At 72.0% G+C, this 18,070-nt stretch carries 17 protein-coding genes; 6 read left to right on the top strand and 11 right to left on the bottom strand.

The features are described from left to right. Window positions 1-5 precede the first annotated feature (5 nt). From ACZ4UV_RS43725 to ACZ4UV_RS43710, 4 genes are all read left to right on the top strand, one after another. Window positions 6-797 (top strand): FMN-binding protein, encoded by a 792-nt coding sequence (locus tag ACZ4UV_RS43725; protein WP_451020589.1) that lies wholly within the window; start codon window positions 6-8, stop codon window positions 795-797. A 55-nt stretch (window positions 798-852) separates the two neighbouring features. Further along, window positions 853-1,593 (top strand): FAD:protein FMN transferase, encoded by a 741-nt coding sequence (locus tag ACZ4UV_RS43720; RefSeq protein ID WP_390049487.1) that lies wholly within the window; start codon window positions 853-855, stop codon window positions 1,591-1,593. A 268-nt stretch (window positions 1,594-1,861) separates the two neighbouring features. After that, window positions 1,862-2,041: a hypothetical protein gene (locus ACZ4UV_RS43715; RefSeq protein WP_467846011.1), complete on the top strand. Its 180-nt coding sequence runs from the start codon at window positions 1,862-1,864 to the stop codon at window positions 2,039-2,041. Window positions 2,042-2,118: 77 nt separating this feature from the next. Next, a complete protein-coding gene (locus tag ACZ4UV_RS43710; protein WP_467846008.1) occupies window positions 2,119-3,933 on the top strand; it encodes an ABC transporter ATP-binding protein in 1,815 nt (604 codons plus the stop codon). A gap of 57 nt (window positions 3,934-3,990) precedes the next feature. Here ACZ4UV_RS43710 and ACZ4UV_RS43705 read toward each other — a convergent pair whose 3' ends face one another. The 11 genes from ACZ4UV_RS43705 to ACZ4UV_RS43655 all read right to left on the bottom strand — a co-directional run bounded on the left by ACZ4UV_RS43705 (window position 3,991) and on the right by ACZ4UV_RS43655 (window position 15,674). Then, a complete protein-coding gene (locus ACZ4UV_RS43705) occupies window positions 3,991-4,746 on the bottom strand; it encodes a hypothetical protein (RefSeq protein WP_467846005.1) in 756 nt (251 codons plus the stop codon). Then, on the bottom strand, window positions 4,736-5,323 hold the full coding sequence (locus tag ACZ4UV_RS43700) for an RNA polymerase sigma factor (protein ID WP_351501903.1): 588 nt from the start codon (window positions 5,321-5,323) through the stop codon (window positions 4,736-4,738). The genes ACZ4UV_RS43705 and ACZ4UV_RS43700 overlap by 11 nt, the downstream gene beginning before the upstream one ends. Window positions 5,324-5,502: 179 nt before the next feature. Beyond that, a complete protein-coding gene (locus tag ACZ4UV_RS43695; protein ID WP_351501901.1) occupies window positions 5,503-6,048 on the bottom strand; it encodes an arginine repressor in 546 nt (181 codons plus the stop codon). 7 nt (window positions 6,049-6,055) lie between these two features. After that, the gene (locus tag ACZ4UV_RS43690; RefSeq protein WP_451020270.1) at window positions 6,056-7,252 is read right to left on the bottom strand and encodes an acetylornithine transaminase; all 1,197 of its coding nucleotides are present in this window, start codon (window positions 7,250-7,252) and stop codon (window positions 6,056-6,058) included. Next, window positions 7,249-8,151, bottom strand: a complete 903-nt coding sequence (argB, locus tag ACZ4UV_RS43685) for an acetylglutamate kinase (RefSeq protein WP_451020269.1) — start codon at window positions 8,149-8,151, stop codon at window positions 7,249-7,251. Before argB ends, ACZ4UV_RS43690 begins: the two co-directional genes overlap by 4 nt. Further along, window positions 8,148-9,299, bottom strand: coding sequence for a bifunctional glutamate N-acetyltransferase/amino-acid acetyltransferase ArgJ (gene argJ, locus ACZ4UV_RS43680; protein WP_388920212.1), 1,152 nt, complete (start codon window positions 9,297-9,299; stop codon window positions 8,148-8,150). The genes argB and argJ overlap by 4 nt, the downstream gene beginning before the upstream one ends. After that, window positions 9,296-10,324, bottom strand: coding sequence for an N-acetyl-gamma-glutamyl-phosphate reductase (gene argC, locus ACZ4UV_RS43675; RefSeq protein WP_467845997.1), 1,029 nt, complete (start codon window positions 10,322-10,324; stop codon window positions 9,296-9,298). The genes argJ and argC overlap by 4 nt, the downstream gene beginning before the upstream one ends. Before the next feature lie 178 nt (window positions 10,325-10,502). Next, complete coding sequence (locus ACZ4UV_RS43670; RefSeq protein WP_451020266.1) at window positions 10,503-10,922, bottom strand: GtrA family protein; 420 nt, start codon at window positions 10,920-10,922, stop codon at window positions 10,503-10,505. Then, complete coding sequence (locus ACZ4UV_RS43665; protein ID WP_451020265.1) at window positions 10,922-11,896, bottom strand: glycosyltransferase family 2 protein; 975 nt, start codon at window positions 11,894-11,896, stop codon at window positions 10,922-10,924. The genes ACZ4UV_RS43670 and ACZ4UV_RS43665 overlap by 1 nt, the downstream gene beginning before the upstream one ends. 24 nt (window positions 11,897-11,920) lie before the next feature. Beyond that, window positions 11,921-14,545, bottom strand: coding sequence for a YfhO family protein (locus ACZ4UV_RS43660; RefSeq protein WP_467845987.1), 2,625 nt, complete (start codon window positions 14,543-14,545; stop codon window positions 11,921-11,923). Between the two features lie 196 nt (window positions 14,546-14,741). Continuing rightward, window positions 14,742-15,674, bottom strand: coding sequence for a DMT family transporter (locus ACZ4UV_RS43655; RefSeq protein WP_451018750.1), 933 nt, complete (start codon window positions 15,672-15,674; stop codon window positions 14,742-14,744). 81 nt (window positions 15,675-15,755) lie between these two features. Between ACZ4UV_RS43655 and ACZ4UV_RS43650 the strand changes: the two genes are divergently transcribed. Beyond that, window positions 15,756-16,664, top strand: coding sequence for a LysR family transcriptional regulator (locus ACZ4UV_RS43650; protein WP_451018751.1), 909 nt, complete (start codon window positions 15,756-15,758; stop codon window positions 16,662-16,664). Window positions 16,665-16,749: 85 nt separating this feature from the next. Beyond that, complete coding sequence (locus ACZ4UV_RS43645) at window positions 16,750-17,736, top strand: phosphotransferase family protein (RefSeq protein ID WP_451018752.1); 987 nt, start codon at window positions 16,750-16,752, stop codon at window positions 17,734-17,736. Window positions 17,737-18,070: the final 334 nt, after the last annotated feature.

Raw genomic sequence — 18,070 nt, 5'->3', positions numbered from 1 at the left:
AAACGATGAGGAAGAGTCACCCCATCAGGCGTGTGGTGCTGGCCACCGCGGCGACCGTGTCCGGTGTCGTGCTGCTGCTGTCACTGAAGCCGTCGTCGGACCCGGCGTCCGCGTCGGCCGCGGGCGCGGCCCCGTCGGCCGCGGCGGCCGGGCAGGAGTCGCCGCAGGGCGGCACCGGGGCCGCCGGCACCACGACCGTGGACGGGGACGCGACCCAGACGCAGTACGGGGTCGTCCAGGTCCGGCTGAGCGTCGCGGGCGGCAAGATCACCCAGGCCCAGGCGATCCAGGCGCCCAAGGGCGGCACCAGCGACCAGAAGACCGCGCTGTCGGTGCCGCAGCTCAACAAGGAGACGGTGGCGGCGCAGAGCGCGAACATCGACTCCGTCTCCGGGGCGACGTACACGAGCACCGGTTACAAGCAGTCGCTGCAGTCGGCGCTGGACAAGCTGAAGGCAGCGAGCGCGTCGTCCGGTTCCTCGTCCGGCTCGTCCTCGGCCTCCTCCGGGTCCGCGCAGGCCCAGGCCAAGACGGTGACCGGACAGGTCGCGCAGACGCAGTACGGGCCGGTCCAGGTCCGGATCACCGTCTCCGGCGGGAAGATCACCAAGGCGGAGGCGGTGCAGGCGCCCAAGGGCGGCACCAGCGACCAGAAGACGGCGCTCTCCGTCCCGAAGCTCAACCAGGAGGCGGTGGCGGCGCAGAGCGCGAACATCGACTCCGTCTCCGGGGCCACCTACACCAGCACCGGCTACAAGCAGTCCCTGCAGTCGGCGCTGGACCAGGCCGGTGGCTGAGGCGGTGGCCGAGTCCGCGGAGGCTCCCGCCGCGGTGCGTCATGCGGAGGAGGTCATGGGGACCGTCTTCTCCTTCGACGTCCGCGGCGGGGATCCGGATGCCGTACGGGCGGCCCTCGACGAGGCGGTCGCCGCGCTGCACCGGGTCGACGAGGTGTTCAGCACGTACCGCGAGGAGAGCCAGGTGTCCCGGCTGGCGCGGGAGGAGATCGGCGTCGGCGACTGCGATCCCGAGGTGGCCGAGGTGCTGGAGCTGGCGGCCGAGGCGGAGCGGGTGAGCGACGGCTGGTTCAGCACCCGCTACCGGGGGCGGCTCGACCCCACCGGGATCGTGAAGGGCTGGTCCGCGGAGCGGGCGGCGCAGACGCTTGCGCGGGTGGCCGGGGTGAGCGGCGTGAGTGTGAACGGCGGCGGCGACGTCCAGATGTTCGGCGCGCCCGAGCCGACGCGGGCGTGGCGGGTGGGGATCGCCGATCCGTTGCGGCCGGGCGGGCTGGCGGCGGTGATCTCGGCGGCGGGGGTGGCGGAGCTGGCGGTCGCCACGTCCGGTACGGCGGAGCGGGGCGCCCACATCGTCGATCCGCGGACCGGGAAGTCGGCGGTGACGGATCTGGTGGCGGTGACGGTGGTCGGGCCGCGGCTGACGTGGGTGGACTGCTGGGCGACGGCCGCGTTCGCGATGGGGTCACGGGCGGGGTTGGCCTGGCTGGAGTCGCTGCCTGGTGTGGAGGGGCTGCTGATCACGGCGGGGGACGAGGTGCGGTGCACCGGGGGGCTGGCCGCGCGTCTGGGCTGAGGTGGGGGGACGCTTACCGGCGCCGGCAGGGTGCCTCCCCCACGCTCGGCTTCGCTCGCGCGGGGGACCCCATCGGCTGGGTGGCTTGGGGCGCGGTGGAACAGCGCCCCTTCAGGGGCGCGGGGAACTGCGCGACCGGCCCCCACCGGCCCGCGGCCGAAGTACCCTCGGACCTCGCCGCCACATTTTTCGGATTTGTCCCGCCGAACGCGATCCCAAATCCCCTCTCGGCCGTACCCCCTGTGACGCAAGTTTCGGGAGGAACACCATGGCCGTCTTCAGCAACCTGCTGCCGTTCAGGAACCGGCACAACGACCACGACCACGACCGCGACGACTTCTCGCGGCACGGGCACCGCCACGACCACGACCACGGTCACGACCACGGTGACCGTCACGAACACGGTCACGACCACGGCGACCGGCACGACCACGGCGGCCGCTACTGACCACATCCGAAGGCTGAGCGGACCGGCCACCGGGTCAGCCGGTCCGCTTCGCCGATGGTTTCCGAGGAACCCCCCTCATGGCGCGACTGCTGCGGCGTCTGCTGTCGGCCGGCGACCCCTCAGACACCGTGGTCGCCGCCGCCCCCCGGCTCTCCCCGCGCGAGGTCTTCCGGCGGTTCTGGCCGTACACCCGAGGCGGCCGCCGCTGGCTCGTGCCGCTCGTCCTGCTGAGCCTGACCGGCCCGGCCGTCGACGCCGCGGAGCTCTGGCTCTTCAAGTTCGTCGTCGACGACGTGCTCGTCGGCCGGGAGCTGCGGCCCTTCCTGTGGATCGCGCCCGCCTACCTGGGCCTCGTCCTCTGCTCCGGCGTGCTCGGCTTCGCCGACGACGTGACCTCCACCTGGGTCGGCGAACGCTTCCTGCTCGCCCTGCGCGCCGACGTCTTCCGGCATGTCCAGGGGCTCTCGCTCGGCTTCTTCGAGCGCCGGCGGCTCGGGGACGTGCTGTCGAGGGTGACGGGCGACGTCGACGCGGTGGAGACGTTCCTGCTCTCGGGTGTCGCGGACGCCCTGTACTACGTGATCAGCCTGGGCATCTACCTCGGCATGCTGTTCTACCTGCGCTGGGACCTGACCCTGCTCGCCCTCGTCGTCGTACCGCTGTTCTGGGGCGCGGCCCGGTACTTCTCGCGGCTGGTCAGGGAGGCCTCGCGGGAGCGCAGGCGGCGCGGCGGGGCGCTCGGCGCGATCGCCGAGGAGTCGCTGGGCAACGTCGTCCTCGTGCAGGCGTACAACCGGCAGGCGTGGGAGGCACGCCGGTTCGAGCGGGAGAACGCCGGCCGGTTCCGCGCGGCGATGGCCTCGGCGCGGATCCGTGCCGTGTACGCGCCCGCGGTCGAGTTCGTGGAGGTGACCGGCGGCCTCGCGGTGCTGACCCTCGGCACCTGGAAGCTGGCCCAGGGCCAGCTCACGCTCGGCGGACTGCTGGTCTTCCTCGCGCTGATCGGCAAGCTGTACGGCCCGGTCCACGGGCTGTCCGGGCTCGGCACCACCTTCTACACGGCCTCCGCCGCCGCGGAACGGATCATCGAACTGCTCGACGAGCGGCCCCAGGTGACCGAGGCGGCCGGCGCGCGCCGGCTCCGCCGGGCCCGCGGCGCGGTGGAGTTCGACGGGGTGTGGTTCCGCTATCCCGGCACGGCGGCCTGGGCGGTGTCCGACGTGTCGTTCCGGGCGGCTCCCGGGGAGACGCTGGCGCTGGTCGGGGCGAGCGGGTCGGGCAAGTCCACGCTCGCGAAGCTGCAGTTGCGGTTCTACGACCCCGACCGGGGCGCGGTCCGTCTCGACGGGACCGATCTGCGCGAGCTCAGCCTGACCGACGTCCGGGAGAGCATCGCGGTGGTGTTGCAGGAGACGCTCGTCTTCCACGGCACCGTGCGGGAGAACATCGCCTACGGCCGGCCGACGGCCACGGAGGCGGAGATCGTCGCGGCGGCGCGGGCCGCGGACGCCCACGAGTTCGTCGAGCGGCTCCCGGACGGCTACGACACGCTCGTCGGGCAGCGCGGCCGGATGCTCTCCGGCGGCCAGTGCCGTCGGCTGGCGATCGCCCGGGCGATGGTCCGGGACGCTCCGGTGCTCCTGCTGGACGAGCCGACCGCCGGGCTGGACGTCCGCTCGGCGCGGCGGATCATGGAGCCGATGCGCCGGCTGATGGCCGGGCGGACCACCGTGGTCATCTCGCACCAGCTGCTGACCGTCCGCGACGCCACCCGGATCGTGGTGCTCGACCACGGCCGGGTCGTCGAGGACGGCGCGCACGCGGACCTCCTCGGGCGGGAGGGGCCGTACGCCCTGCTGCACCGGCTGGGCTCGGGAGCGGTGCTGTCATGACACCTCCGGGGTCACCACCTTGCCCTGCTGCACCGGCTGGGCTCGGGAGCGGTGCTGTCATGACACCTCCGGGGTCACCACCTTGCCCTGCTGCAGCCGGGCGGTGGCGAGGACGGAACCGTCCGAGGAGGTCAGGTGAGCAGCGGAGTACCTGGTGAGGTCCACGGGGACCGCCACGCCCCAGTTGCCGCGTCCGTCGCGCACGGGAAAGTCGCCGATCCGCGTGGTCGTACCGTCGGCGCGGGCCAGGAGACAGGTGACCCTGCCGTTGAGAGGGGTGGCGGTGAGGGCGACGGAGACGAACATCCAGGCGGGGCTGCCGGGGTGGGCGTAGACCTCGCCGACGGGCTCCCCGCCGCCGGCCGGGATCATGTCACCGACCAGCACGGGCTCGGACTCGGTCGCGGGCGCCGAGGCGGTGACGGCTCCCTCGACGGCGCTGCCGATCGCCCAGCCGGCGAAGCCGACCGCGACCGCGGCGGTGGCGGCGACCGCGGCGAGCCGCAGCCGGAGGCGCCGGACGCGGCCGCGCCGGCCCTGAGCGGCGCGGGCGGGCCGGGCCCCCTCCGCCCCCGCGGCCTGCTCGGCCAGGCTGCGCGCCACCCGGGTCCCGAAGCCGGGCGGCGGGTCGCTCTCCGGCAGCAGGCCGACCAACCGGTCGCCGATCCCGGTGAGTTGGCGCACGTACTCCCGGCAGTCCGCGCACGCGTCCAGATGGGCGACCGCCGCGGCCCGCTCGCGGCCGGGCAGGACGCCCAGCGCGAGTTCGGCGCCGACTTCACGCAGCTTCTCGCAGTGCGGGTCAGCGGACATGGTCGCCTCCCTTCGGGGACGCGAGCGCGGTGCGGAGTTTCGCCATCGCCGCTCTGATCCGCGTCTTGGCCGTGCCCAGCGGGATCCGCTCCGCGTCGGCGATCTGCTGGGCCGTCATGCCGTAGATGCCGGCCATCATCAGGGCCCGGGCCTGGTCCCGCGGCAGCCGGGCCAGCGCGGCCCGCAGCTGGGTGGAGGCCTCGTCGGCCAGGGCCCACCGTTCGGGGGTCTCGGTGACGGCGTCGAGAAGGGGGTCGAGATCCTCGGGTGCCATCGGTTCCGTCCGCCGGGCCCGGACGGCGTCGACGGCGAGGTTGTGGGCGATGGTGGTGAGCCAGGTCCCGACCGAGCCGCGGCGCGAGTCGTAGATCTGGGCATGCCGCCATGCGCGCTCGAACGTCTGCTGGGCGACGTCCTCGGCGAGCTGCTGGTCCCCGGTGACGGCCATCGCGACCCCGAAGACCCGGTGCTGAAATCTCCGTACGAAGACGTCGGCGAGCTCCGGGTCTCCGGTGGCCAGCCCGGACAGCAGAGCCTCGTCCGGGAGGCGGTCGACAAGGAACCGGAATCCCGACACACCCCTGTATACGTTCGACGGCCGCCAGGGGATTGCCCGCCCGCCTGACCGCTCGCCGCGGAAGATCACAGGGCCATTGTCCGTCGGCGGACCGGGTCCCGCACGCGGTCGGCGGCGGATCGGCGACCCCCGACGGCCCTCGTCAGCCCTCGTCAGCCCCCGTCGGCCCTCGGGGGCCGTCAGTGGCCGTTCTGGGCCAGCCGCAGCAGGTGGTCCGCGAGGGCCTGCCCGCCGGTCGGCTCCCTGCTGATCAGCAGCACCGTGTCGTCCCCGGCGATCGTCCCGAGGATGTCGTGCAGCTCCGCCTGGTCGATCGAGGACGCGAGGAACTGGGCCGCGCCGGGCGGGGTGCGCAGGACGACCAGGTTCGCCGAGGCCTCGGCCGAGATCAGGAGTTCCTGGGAGAGGCGGCGCATCCGCTCCTCCTTCGCCGACTCCCCCAGCGGGGCGCGGGGGGTGCGGAAGCCGCCCTCGCTCGGGACCGCGTAGATCAGCTCGCCGTCGGTGTTACGGATCTTGACCGCGTTCAGCTCGTCGAGGTCCCGGGAGAGCGTCGCCTGGGTGACCGTCAGGCCGTCGTCGGCGAGCAGTTTGGCGAGCTGGCTCTGCGAGCGCACCGGCTGCCGATTGAGGATGTCCACGATCCGGCGGTGCCGGGCGGTCCGGGTCTGCGGCACCGCAGCCCCCGTCCCGCCGGACTGGTCGAACTCCTGCGCCTGGCTCATCGTCGTCTCATTCTCCGGATCGTCCGTCCCCGCTCGCTGCGTCGAGGATGCCGGGCAGGGCGCGCAGCAGCGCGTCCGCCTCGGCGTCGCGGAGGTTCAGCGGCGGCATCAGCCGTACGACGTCGGGAGCGGGCGCGTTCACCAGGAACCCGGCCTCCTGAGCCGCCTGCTGCACCTGCGCTGCCAGCGGCTCGGTGAGCACGATACCCAGGAGGAGGCCCGCGCCCCGGACATAATCGATCAACCGGTGGCCGAGACCCTCGATTCCGTCCCGCAACCTCCCGCTCTGCCGCTTGACGTTCTCCAGCAACCCCTCGTTCTCGATGGTGTCGAGGACGGCGAGGCCGGCGGCGCAGGCGACCGGGTTGCCGCCGAAGGTGGTGCCGTGGTGGCCGGGCTGGAGCAGTTCGGCGGCGCGACCGAAGGCCACGGTCGCGCCGAGCGGCAGCCCGCCGCCGAGCTGCTTGGCGAGGGTGACGACATCGGGCAGCACGCCCTCGTGGGCCTGGTACTCGAACCAGGTGCCGGTGCGGCCGATCCCGGTCTGCACCTCGTCGAGGACGAGCAGCGCGCCGGTGGCGGCGGTGATCGCGCGGGCCGCCTTGAGGTAGCCGGCCGGGGGCACGACCACGCCGTTCTCGCCCTGGATCGGCTCGATGACGACGAGGGCGGTCTCCTCGGTGACGGCGGCGGCCAGCGCCTGCGGGTCGCCGTAGGGCACGTGGGTGACGTCCGCGGGCAGCGGGCGGAACGGGTCCTGCTTGGCGGGCTGTCCGGTGAGCGCGAGGGCGCCCATCGTCCGGCCGTGGAAGCCGCCGTCGGTGGCGACCATGTGGGTCCGCCCGGTCAGCCGGCCCATCTTGAAGGCGGCCTCGTTGGCCTCGGCGCCGGAGTTGCAGAAGAAGACCCTGCCCTCCCGGCCGAAGAGCTGGAGGAGCCGCTCGGCGAGGGTCACGGTGGGCTCGGCCATGAAGAAGTTGGAGATGTGGCCGAGGGACGCGATCTGCTCGCTCACGGCCTCGACGATCGCCGGGTGGGCGTGGCCGAGCGCGTTGGTGGCGATGCCGCCGACGAAGTCGAGGTACTCCTGGCCCTCGGTGTCCCAGACCTTGACGCCCTCGCCGCGCACGAGGGGCAGCCGCGGGGTGCCGTAGTTGTTCATGAGCGCGCCCTGCCAGCGCGTGGTCAGTTCCCGGTTGCTCATGACTCCCCCTCCTGGTCCGGCACGACCATCGTGCCGATGCCTTCGTCCGTGAAGATCTCCAGCAGGATCGAGTGCTGGACCCGGCCGTCGATGACGCGGGCGGTGGTGACGCCGTTGCGCACGGCGTGCAGGCAGCCCTCCATCTTCGGCACCATGCCGGAGCTCAGCTCCGGCAGCAGCTTCTCCAGTTGGGAAGCGGTGAGGCGGCTGATCACCTCGTCGGAGTTCGGCCAGTCCTCGTAGAGGCCCTCCACGTCGGTGAGGACCATGAGGGTTTCGGCGCCAAGAGCAGCAGCGAGTGCCGCAGCCGCCGTATCAGCATTGACGTTGTAGACATGTCCGTCGTCCTGGGAGCGGGCGATCGAGGAGACGACCGGGATCCGGCCGTCGGCGAGCAGGGCCTCGATCGCGCCCGTGTCGATCGAGGTGATCTCGCCGACCCGCCCGATGTCGACGAGTTCGCCGTCGATCTCGGGCCGGTGCTTGGTGGCGGTGATGGTGTGGGCGTCCTCGCCGGTCAGTCCGACGGCGAGCGGGCCGTGCTGGTTGAGCAGGTTGACCAGCTCGCGCTGGACCTGCCCGGCGAGCACCATCCGGACGACGTCCATGGCGTCCTCGGTGGTGACCCGGAGCCCGGCCTTGAACTCGCTGACGATGCCGTGCCTGTCCAGCGCGGCGCTGATCTGCGGGCCGCCGCCGTGCACGACGACCGGCTTGAGGCCGGCGTGGTGCAGGAAGACGACGTCCTGGGCGAAGGCCGCCTTCAGGTCCTCGTCGATCATGGCGTTGCCGCCGAACTTGATCACGACGGTCTTGCCGTTGTGACGGACCAGCCAGGGCAGGGCCTCGATGAGGGTCTGGGCCTTGGGCAGCGCGGTGTGCTTACGCGTGGTGCTCATGACGAGTACGCGCTGTTCTCGTGGACGTAGTCCGCGGTCAGGTCGTTGGTCCAGATGGTGGCGGTCTCGGAGCCGGCGGCGAGGTCGGCGACGATGTGCACCTCGCGGTAGCGCATGTCGACCTTCTCGCGGTCCTCGCCGACGCCGCCGTTCTTGCACACCCAGACGCCGTTGATGGCGACGTTGAGCCGGTCGGGCTCGAAGGCGGCCTTGGTGGTGCCGATCGCGGAGAGGACGCGGCCCCAGTTGGGGTCCTCGCCGTGGATGGCGCACTTGAGGAGGTTGTTGCGGGCGATGGAGCGGCCCACCTCGACGGCGTCGTCCTCGGAGGCGGCGTTGACCACCTCCACCTTGATGTCCTTGCTGGCGCCCTCGGCGTCCCGGATCAGCTGCTGGCCGAGGTCGTCGCAGACGGCACGGACGGCCTCGGCGAACTCCTCGTACTCCGGGGTGACGTCGGCCGCGCCCGAGGCGAGCAGCAGCACGGTGTCGTTGGTGGACATGCAGCCGTCGGAGTCGACGCGGTCGAAGGTGGTCCGGGTCGCTGCTCGCAGCGCCTTGTCGAGCACCTCGCTCTCGACGACCGCGTCCGTGGTGAGGACGACCAGCATGGTGGCGAGGCCGGGGGCGAGCATGCCGGCGCCCTTCGCCATCCCGCCGACGGTCCAGCCTTCCTTCGTCACGACCGACGTCTTGTGCACGGTGTCGGTGGTCTTGATGGCGATGGCGGCCTTCTCGCCGCCGTGCTCGGAGAGCTGGGCCGCGGCGGCCTCGACTCCCGGCAGCAGCTTGTCCATGGGCAGGAGCACACCGATCAGGCCGGTGGAGCAGACCGCGACCTCGATGGCACCGCGCCCGAGCACCTCGGCGGCCTTCTCGGCGGTCGCATGGGTGTCCTGGAAGCCCTTGGGACCGGTACAGGCGTTGGCGCCGCCGGAGTTGAGGACGACGGCCGAGACCTGGCCGCTCTTGAGGACCTGCTCGGACCACAGCACCGGCGCGGCCTTCACGCGGTTGGAGGTGAAGACGCCCGCGGCGGCGCGGCGGGGCCCGGTGTTGACCACGAGGGCCAGGTCCGGGTTGCCGTTCTCCTTGATCCCGGCGGCGATGCCCGCGGCCGTGAATCCCTTCGCTGCCGTCACGCTCACGGCGCAACTCCGATCGTGGTCAGCCCGGTGGTCTCGGCGAGACCCAGGGCGAGGTTCATGCTCTGGACGGCACCGCCGGCGGTGCCCTTGGTCAGGTTGTCGATGGCGCTGATCGCGATGATGCGGCCCACCGCCTCGTCGTACGCGACCTGCACCTGAACGGCGTTGGAACCGTAGACGGACGCCGTGGCGGGCCACCGGCCCTCGGGGAGCAGGTGGACGAAGGGCTCGTCGGCGTAGGCCTTCTCGTAGACCGCGCGCACGGACTCCCCCGTCACCCCGGCCACGGCCTTGGCACTGCACGTGGCGAGGATGCCCCGGGGCATCGGCGCGAGCGTCGGCGTGAAGGAGACGGCGACCCGCTCCCCGGCCACCGCGCTCAGGTTCTGGATCATCTCGGGGGTGTGCCGGTGGCCGCCGCCGACGCCGTACGGCGTCATGGAGCCCATGACCTCGCTGCCCAGCAGGTGCGGCTTGGGCGCCTTGCCCGCGCCGGAGGTGCCGGACGCGGCGACGATCAGGGCCTCGGGCTCGGCGATCCGGGCGGCGTAGGCCGGGTACAGGGCCAGGGACACGGCGGTGGGGTAGCAACCGGGTACCGCGATGCGCTTGGACCCCTCCAGCGCGGCGCGGGCACCCGGAAGTTCGGGGAGGCCGTAGGGCCAGGTGCCGGCGTGCGGGGAGCCGTAGAACTTCCCCCAGTCGGCCGGGTCGGCCAGCCGGAAGTCGGCGCCCATGTCGACGACGAGGACGTCCGGGCCGAGCTGCTCGGCGACGGCGGCGGACTGCCCGTGCGGGAGCGCGAGGAAGACGACGTCGTGCCCGGCGAGGGCCTCGGCGGTCGTCTCCTCCAGCACCCGGTCGGCCAGCGGGAGCAGGTGCGGCTGGAGCGCGCCCAGGCGCTGGCCCGCGTTGGAGTTGCCGGTCAGGGTGCCGATCTCGACCTCGGGGTGCGCGAGGAGCAGCCGCAGGACCTCTCCGCCCGCGTACCCACTCGCTCCGGCCACCGCCGCACGTACCGCCATGTCCATCCTCCTCCAGATGGCATGACTATACGGTTCTCTGCACTTTTATGCAACGCATGCCGTCGCCGCGCACGCGACCGCACAGCCGACGGCACGGCGGCGGTCGCCCTGCGGTCGGAGGGCGAGGAGATCCGGTCTGCGATCGACGAGGTCCTCGCCCTGAGAGAAGGAGTCGCGCCTACGCCGCCTCCACCTTCGGCAGCATGACCCACCGCGACACCACGAAGGTCACCGGAATCGCCGCCGCCGACGCCATCAGCGGAGCGAACTTGCTTCCCGCGTGCAGCACGTCGACGATCACGTACACCCCCACCGTGGTGATCACGAAATTCGTGGCGTTGGTCAGCGGGAACAGCAGGAATTTCCGCCAGGTGGGACGCGTCCGGTAAGTGAACTTCGCATTGAGAAAAAACGAGCCGATCATGCTCAGGAAAAACGCGAGAATATGTGCGGCCAGGTACGGCAAATAACTGAGAAAAAGCAGGTAAAGGCCGTAGTACGTCGCGGTGTTGACGACGCCCACCACCGCGAAGGTGATGATCTGCCCGGAGATCGGGCGAGCGGGGCCGGTGGCGGTCGACAGGGTGGCGTTCGGCATCAGGGGATGAGGTCCTTCGTCGTGCCGCGGCTGCGGTCTTCCGTTCGGTCCACGTTCGTCGCCTTCACCAGGAAGTGCGGGCGCCCCTTGACCTCGTAGTAGATCCGGCCGGTGTACTCGCCGATGACCCCGAGCATGATCATCTGGACGCCGGCCAGGGCGGTGACGGCTGTAATGATGGTGACATAGCCGGGCGTCTGGACGCCGTGGATCATCGCGGCGCCCACGATCCACGCGGTGTACGCGCCGGCGAGGGCCAGCAGGGTCAGCCCGAGGTAGAGCGCGGCGCGCAGCGGGCGGTTGTTGAAGGAGAGCAGCCCGTCGAGGCCGTAGTTGAGCAGGCTGCGGAACGACCAGGAGCTGCTGCCGTGCTCGCGCACCGCGTTCTCGTACTCGAAGGTGGTGCTGGGGAAGCCGACCCAGGCGAACAGCCCCTTGGAGAACCGGTTGTACTCGGTGAGGCTCACGATCGCGTCCACCACCCGGCGCGACATCAGCCGGAAGTCGCCGACGCCGTCGACGAGTTCGACGTCGACCATCCGGTTGATGAGCCGGTAGTAGAGGCGGGCGGTGAGGGTGCGGGTGAAGCGGTCGCCCTGCCGGGTGCGCTTGGCGATGACCTGGTCGTAGCCCTCGCCGCGCAGCTCGACCATGCGCTTGATGAGCTCCGGCGGGTGCTGCAGGTCGGCGTCCATGACGATCACGACGTCGCCGGTGGCGTGCTTCAGGCCGGCCAGCAGCGCCGACTCCTTGCCGAAGTTGCGGCTGAAGGAGACGTACCGCACGCGCGAGTCGCCGTCGGCGATCTTGCTGAGGAGGGGCAGGGTGCGGTCGCGGCTGCCGTCGTCGACGTACACGAACTCCATGTCGTGGCCGAGCGGCAGCAGCTCGTTGGCGATCTTCTGGACCTGCTCGTGGAAGCGCTCTATGACGTCTTCCTCGTTGTAACAGGGCGCGACGATCGATATCAGCATGGGTTTCTTCCCCCTGGGGACGGGTCAGTGAGCGGTGGTCGTGCGCTCGCCGGGGCGGGTGGCGGTTCTGCGGCGTACGGCCGAGACGGTGCCGATGAGGATCAGGGTCAGCAGCGAGGCGCCGCCGACGGCAGTGCCCAGGCGCAGGCCGGGCGGGTGGAAGGTGCAGGTCAGGCTGGTGGCGTTGGCGCCCAGCGGGACGGCGATCAGGCCGTAGAACTCGCTCGCCGCGACCTCGTCGCCCCCTGCGGAGCAGCGCCAGCCGGCGATCCGCGGGGCGGCCACCACGGCGGTTCCCCTGCTGCCGGCAGGCAGTCGGGCGTGCAGGGTGCCGTCGGAGACGGTCACCTTGGTCGCACCGGTGGACTTCAGGTGCTGCACGGCGGTGCGCAGTTTCGCGGTGTCGAGGCAGCCGACCGCGCCCTGTGCCGGGACCCGGCTGAGCCGGTTGGGCTTGAGGTCGATCCGGACCTGCCCCGCGGCACGGACCGTGCCGAGCGGCTGCATCGCGGCGATCTTCGTGTTCTCGGCGTCGGACCGGAACAGCTTCTGCTCGCCGCCGCTCGCGAGTTGGGCGGTACCGGAGTAGTGCGGCGCCCACAGGAAGACCGAACTGCCGGGCCGGCACTGCGCGGTGATCGTCTGCGCTCCGTCGACCAGCAGGCCGCGCGCCGCGTCGCCCTTGCCCGCACCGCTGAGGGTGGTGCGGGGCAGGGTGTAGACGCGGGCGCCGAGCAGCAGTTCCTGGTTGCGGTACGGGGAGGTACCGAAGGCGGCCGGGGTGGAGTGCGCGGCGGTGGGCCGTACCGTGACCAGCGGCGGGACGTCCTCGCGGGTGACGGTGGACGGGCCGCCGCCCTGGGGCAGCCACTTCTGGTGCGGGTCCGGCGGGTTGTGCACCCGCGCGCCCACCGAGAAGACCGCGTCGGTGACCGGGTTGTCGAGGCTCTGCAGGCTGCGGCCGCGCGAGGTCCAGCCGTCGCCGAGGGCGGTGAGGGTGCGGCTGAGGACGTCGGCGGTGAGGCTGCTGTAGTACTGGGAGCCCTGGCCGCCGACCATCATGGGGTCGTTGGCGACGGTCTGGTCGCGGCCGGGTTCGGTGCGGTACGCGGGCCAGTTGTCGGCGCTCGCGACCGCGTCCGCCTCCTTCTGCTGGCGGTCGCCCCAGGGTGCGTAGTCGTCCATCTGACCGAGCCGCATCCGGGTGGCCACAGCCGAGGTGGCGGCGGCCTCGCCGAACTGCGCGCCGATCAGCAGCGCCACGGCCAGCCCGGCCAGCACCGGCCTGCCGTTCCTGAGGCCGAGCAGCGCGAGCCCGCCGAGCGCGCCCGCGACCGCGAGCAGCACCACCGGCCAGGTGTGGTGGCTGTGCTGCTGGGTGAGGGTGCTGCGGCTCGCGGCGGCGGCGATCAGGACCAGCAGCACGGCGGCCGCGCCGAGTGCCCGCAGGTCCGGAAGTCCGTGGGCCAGGGCGTGCCAGGCGGCGATGACCAGCAGGGCACAGAGCACGAAGGCCTGCCGGTAGGAGCTGCCGTTCGGGGCGGCGAAGGCGTGCCAGGCCAGGCTGGTCGGCGCCCACTGGAGCGACAGGGCCACCGCCAGCACCAGGACCGTCCAGCCCGCCCGCACCCGGACCGGTACCTTCCGGTGGAAGGGCAGGGCGAGGGCGAGCACCAGCGCGGTGATGCCGACGTAGAGGGCCGGGGAGCTGTAGCTGTAGGTCGTCGGCAGCAGCCGGGCGAGCAGGTCCTCGGTGCCGACCGGGGCGAAGTGGCCCTCGCGGCCCGGGTAGGCGTGCTTGGTGCCGGAGTACACGACGATCACCAGCGGCGCCGCCAGGCCGATGCCCAGTCCGACGGTCGCCCCGGCCCGGCCCACCACCGCGAGGGCACGCCGCCACGGCAGTTCGGCGAGCACCAGTCGGAGCAGCAGCACCAGGGCGGCGCCGAGGGTGGCCATGTAGGCGGTGTAGAAGTTGGCGATCCAGGCGAGCGCCACGATCAGCACCCCGAGCAGCGGGCGCCTGCCGGCCGTGGCCCACTCGCCGACCAGGCAGAGCAGCGGCAGCGCGATCAGGCCGTCGAGCCACATCGGGTTGTACGAGGCGAGGGCGAGGCTCCAGCCGCACAGGGCGTAGGAGGCGCCCAGGATGCCGGCCGCCCACCAGCGGCCCCGGCGCAGGCTCATCAGCAGCCAGGCCATGGCGGCGCCCGCGACCGCCGTCTTCAGCACGGTGACCGCGTACACCGCGAGGTCGATCTCGTCGCGTGGGAAGAGGGCGACCAGGAGCGCGAAGGGGCTGCTGAGGTAGGTGCCGAGGTCCGGCAGGAAGCTGGAGCCGTAGCCGGACTGCCAGTTGACGAGGAGGCCGCCGTCGGCCCTGCCGTGCAGCAGGTCCCAGAGGTGGGCGTGGAAGGGCACGTACTGGTTGCCGAGGTCGTTGACGCTGCGGGTGCGCGGCCCGAACGGGTAGCTGCGGGCGATCACGTCGGCGGCACAGAACGCCACGGTGGTGAGAAGTGCCGCGAGCAGCGCGGCGGTTGCTCGCGGATCGGCGCGCCGCCATTTCCCGGTGCCGGTTTCCCGTTCCGGTCGGCCCCCTGCCGGTTTCGCCCCCTGTTCACGCCCGGCCAGGACGGTGCGATTCATTCTGTGCGGCCCCCAGATAAAAAACGGGGTCGTCGCTCCCCGCAGGTCGGTGTTTCGCCGACTTAGACGGGTAGAGGTTCCTGATGGTTGTGCCACGCCTGTGAAGTAATAAGGCGAATTCCGAATGCGCGTACGTCACGGGAAAGAATTCACGACTTCAAAGGAAACAGTAGCTTTCTGGAAAATGTTTCGCAGGTTAACTCGCCTGTGTGGAGCCTGTACGGGCCTCGCGCGGGGCCACGCCGCCAGCCGTTGCCGCGAGAAGTCCGCGATGTGCGCGTTCGACGGCTTGACCCCAGTACGTCCCCGTGACGATGAGTGCGGCCCCGAGGACGGAGAGTCCGGTGAGCCGCTCGCCGCCGAGGGCGGTGCCGACCAGCAGGGCCCACACCGGTTCGGTGCCCAGCAGCAGCCCGGCCCGGGTCGCGGAGGTGCGCTGGACCGCCCAGGTCTGGGCGATGAAGGCGAACAGGCCGCAGAAGAGGGAGAGGTAAAGGAGCTGCGCCCAGGTGACGGCGCCGGTCCGGGCCAGCGCGGGCAGCCCGGGGGCCGCCGGCAGCAGGAAGAGGGCGGCGCCGACGGCGCACTGTACGGCGGTCAGGTGCAGCGGGCGCAGGGCCCGGCCCGCGGCCACCCTGCCGACCAGCACCACATGCCCCGCGCGGACCACGGCCGCGGCGAGCATCAGCAGGTCACCGGCTCCGGGAGCACGCAGCCCGTTGCCGGAGACGAGCACTGCGACACCGGCCATGCTCACCCCGGCGGCGAGGAAGAACCGCCCTGGCAGACCGACCCGGTCCAGGACCGGGGTGAGGACGAGGGTGAGGCTGATGATCAGGCCCGCGTTCCCTGCGCTGGTGTGGGCGACACCGTACGTCTCCAGGACGAGGACGGCGGCCTGGGTGAGGCCGAGCAGGGAGCCGTAGACCTTCTCGTCCCGGGTGAGGCCGCCGGTGGCACCGAACCGGCGCAGCACGGCAGCGCACGCGAGCGCGGCGACGGCGTAGCGCACGAAGAGGACGGTCGGGACGGGAAGGGCGTCCGTGGCCGTCTTCGCCGTCAGGTAACTGGAGCCCCAGACGACGGCGACGGCCAGGAGCACCACGTCGATACGGCGGGTGGTCGGCATGCGGTCCACGATCCACGAGCTGCATGTTGAAGTAAACGACGACCTTCTCAACCAACCCTTTAGCGAAGCTACACTCACGCCATGGACGAACGGCAGCTGCGGGTCCTGCGGGAGCTGGGCGAACTGGGCAGCGTCACGGCCGTCGCCGAGGCGCTGCGGGTGACGCCCTCGGCCATCTCGCAGCAACTGCGGCTGCTCCAGCGCTCGATCCCGGTGCCGCTCACCGAGCGGGCCGGCCGCCGGCTGGTCCTCACACCGGCCGGGCAGGCCCTGGCGGACGCGGCGATCGGCGTGGAGAAGGCACTGGCCCGGGCCCGCCACACCATCGACGCGTACGTCGACGAACCCGACGGCACGGTGTCGCTGGCCGCCTTCCACAGCGCAGCCGCCGCGTTCTTCCCCCTGCTGCTACGACGGCTGGGCGGACCGGGATCCCCCCGCCTCGCCCTTCACGACGAGGACGTGGCCCAGGCCGGCTTCCCGCCGCTGACCCGCGCCTACGACCTGGTCCTGGCCCACCGTCTGGACCACGCCCCGCCCTGGCCCCGGACCGCCACGGCCACCCCGCTGCTGCGCGAACCGCTCGACGTCGCCCTGCCCGTCGGCCACCCGCTGGCCGCGCGGCCCGCCCTGACCGCACACGACGTCGCCGGCCAGCCCTGGATCACCGTCCACGACGGCTTCCCGCTGCTGGCCACGGTCGAGGCCATCGCGGCGGCGGCCGGGCGCCGGGTCGACATCGTGCACCGCGTCAACGAGATCGCCGTGGTCGCCGAGGTGGTCGCCGCGGGCGGCGGGATCGCCCTGATGCCCCGCTGGACGTCCCGCCCTCACCCGGGCGTCGCCCTCAGGCCCCTGGACGGCATCGAGGCCCACCGCCACATCGACGCACTGCACCGCCCGGAGCGGACGGCCCGCAAGGCGGTGCGAACCGTTCTCGGCGAACTCGTCGAAGCCGCGGAGATCATCCGAAGCAGGGATCACGGCTGACCCGGATCCCGTATCTTCGGGAGCGCTCCCACGCGCTCCCAGCGCCCCTCACGCACCGCCCCGTCGGACGAGAGCGAGTCGCCGCATGCAGAGCCTGACCAAACGCCGCCTGTCCGCCGCCGGACTCGACGCCCTCCTCCGGGAGGCGACGGGCGTCGGCTGCCGGCTGGAGGAGGAGCTGACCGACGGCTGGTTCAACAGCGCCTACCGGGTCCGCCTCGACGACGGACGCCCGGCCGTGGTGAAACTCGCGCCGCCCGCCGAGGCTCCCGTGCTCCGCTACGAGCGCGGCATCATGGCGACCGAGGCCCTGGTCTACCGGCGCCTGGCCGGACTGGCCGCCGGAGCGGTACCGGCCCCCGAACTGCTCTTCGGGGGAGACGAGTTCCTGGCCGTCTCCGTGCTGGCGGGCACCCCTTGGGACAAGGCTGCCGAGCATCTCCCGCCCGTCACCGCCTCGGCGCTGCGCCACGAACTGGGCGCGATCACCGCCCGGCTGCACACCCTGACCTCCGAGGACGGCCGGTACGGCTATCCGGCTCCCGAGGCGGAGCTGTCCGCCGCCGACTGGCGGACCGCCTTCACGGCCATGGTGGACGCCCTGCTGGCGGACGCGGCCCGCTGGGACGCCGACCTCGGGGTACCCGCCGCCGGGATACGGAGCCTGGTGGCCGAGGGCGGCCCGGCCCTCGACGAGGTCACGGAGCCCAGGCTCGTCCACTTCGACCTCTGGCCGGGCAACATCTTCGTCGACGACCGGGCGGACACGCCCCGGATCACCGGCCTCATCGACCACGAACGGGCGTTCTGGGGCGACCCGGCCGCCGAACTGGTCTCCCTGGCGTTCGGCGGGGACACCGGCCCGGACAGCGACCTGGTGGCCGGGTACCGGGCGGCGGGCGGCCACCTCGACTTCTCCCCCGCACTGCGCCATCGGCTCGCCCTGTACGACCTCTACCTGGGTTTGATCCTGGTCGTGGAGTGCGGCCCCCGCGGCTACGCCGGCGACCACGCCGCCTGGACCCGGCGCCACCTCGACGAACAGGTCGCCGCGCTGCGCGCACTGGGGTGACCGCGGAAACGGGCTTGACCTGGAGCACGCTCCAACTCCTAGCGCTCGTGTCCTGACCGCGTCCGAAAAAACCGTCTCCGCGGAGAACGGAAGAACCGACATGAGCGAGAGCATCACCGGGCACTGGTCGCGCAGAAAGAGCCACGCCGAGCATGGGGTGCTGCCAGTCACGCAGCACCCCACGCAGTAGGCCATCGAACACTTGCCCAGCACCACGCCCTTCAGGGTGGAGTTACCGGCAGCGTGCCCGTAACGGTCCGCAGGGGCACAACGACAGGGCTAGAGTCGCCTTTGTCCGATGACGAGTTGTCGGACCTACCGCCGGACGGGCGGG

This window comes from Streptomyces sp. NPDC028289 (genome assembly GCF_055565975.1).
Note: the sequence above shows the minus strand (reverse complement) of the source record. Positions and strands in the feature narration are given on the sequence as shown.

Coding starts and splice junctions, on each gene's coding strand:
- ACZ4UV_RS43725 (WP_451020589.1), top strand. CDS start 6: ATGAGGAAGAGTCACCCCATCAGGCGTGTGGTGCTGGCCACCGCGGCG.
- ACZ4UV_RS43720 (WP_390049487.1), top strand. CDS start 853: ATGGGGACCGTCTTCTCCTTCGACGTCCGCGGCGGGGATCCGGATGCC.
- ACZ4UV_RS43715 (WP_467846011.1), top strand. CDS start 1,862: ATGGCCGTCTTCAGCAACCTGCTGCCGTTCAGGAACCGGCACAACGAC.
- ACZ4UV_RS43710 (WP_467846008.1), top strand. CDS start 2,119: ATGGCGCGACTGCTGCGGCGTCTGCTGTCGGCCGGCGACCCCTCAGAC.
- ACZ4UV_RS43705 (WP_467846005.1), bottom strand. CDS start 4,746: ATGTCCGCTGACCCGCACTGCGAGAAGCTGCGTGAAGTCGGCGCCGAA.
- ACZ4UV_RS43695 (WP_351501901.1), bottom strand. CDS start 6,048: ATGAGCCAGGCGCAGGAGTTCGACCAGTCCGGCGGGACGGGGGCTGCG.
- ACZ4UV_RS43690 (WP_451020270.1), bottom strand. CDS start 7,252: ATGAGCAACCGGGAACTGACCACGCGCTGGCAGGGCGCGCTCATGAAC.
- argB (WP_451020269.1), bottom strand. CDS start 8,151: ATGAGCACCACGCGTAAGCACACCGCGCTGCCCAAGGCCCAGACCCTC.
- argC (WP_467845997.1), bottom strand. CDS start 10,324: ATGGCGGTACGTGCGGCGGTGGCCGGAGCGAGTGGGTACGCGGGCGGA.
- ACZ4UV_RS43670 (WP_451020266.1), bottom strand. CDS start 10,922: ATGCCGAACGCCACCCTGTCGACCGCCACCGGCCCCGCTCGCCCGATC.
- ACZ4UV_RS43665 (WP_451020265.1), bottom strand. CDS start 11,896: ATGCTGATATCGATCGTCGCGCCCTGTTACAACGAGGAAGACGTCATA.
- ACZ4UV_RS43660 (WP_467845987.1), bottom strand. CDS start 14,545: ATGAATCGCACCGTCCTGGCCGGGCGTGAACAGGGGGCGAAACCGGCA.
- ACZ4UV_RS43655 (WP_451018750.1), bottom strand. CDS start 15,674: ATGCCGACCACCCGCCGTATCGACGTGGTGCTCCTGGCCGTCGCCGTC.
- ACZ4UV_RS43650 (WP_451018751.1), top strand. CDS start 15,756: ATGGACGAACGGCAGCTGCGGGTCCTGCGGGAGCTGGGCGAACTGGGC.
- ACZ4UV_RS43645 (WP_451018752.1), top strand. CDS start 16,750: ATGCAGAGCCTGACCAAACGCCGCCTGTCCGCCGCCGGACTCGACGCC.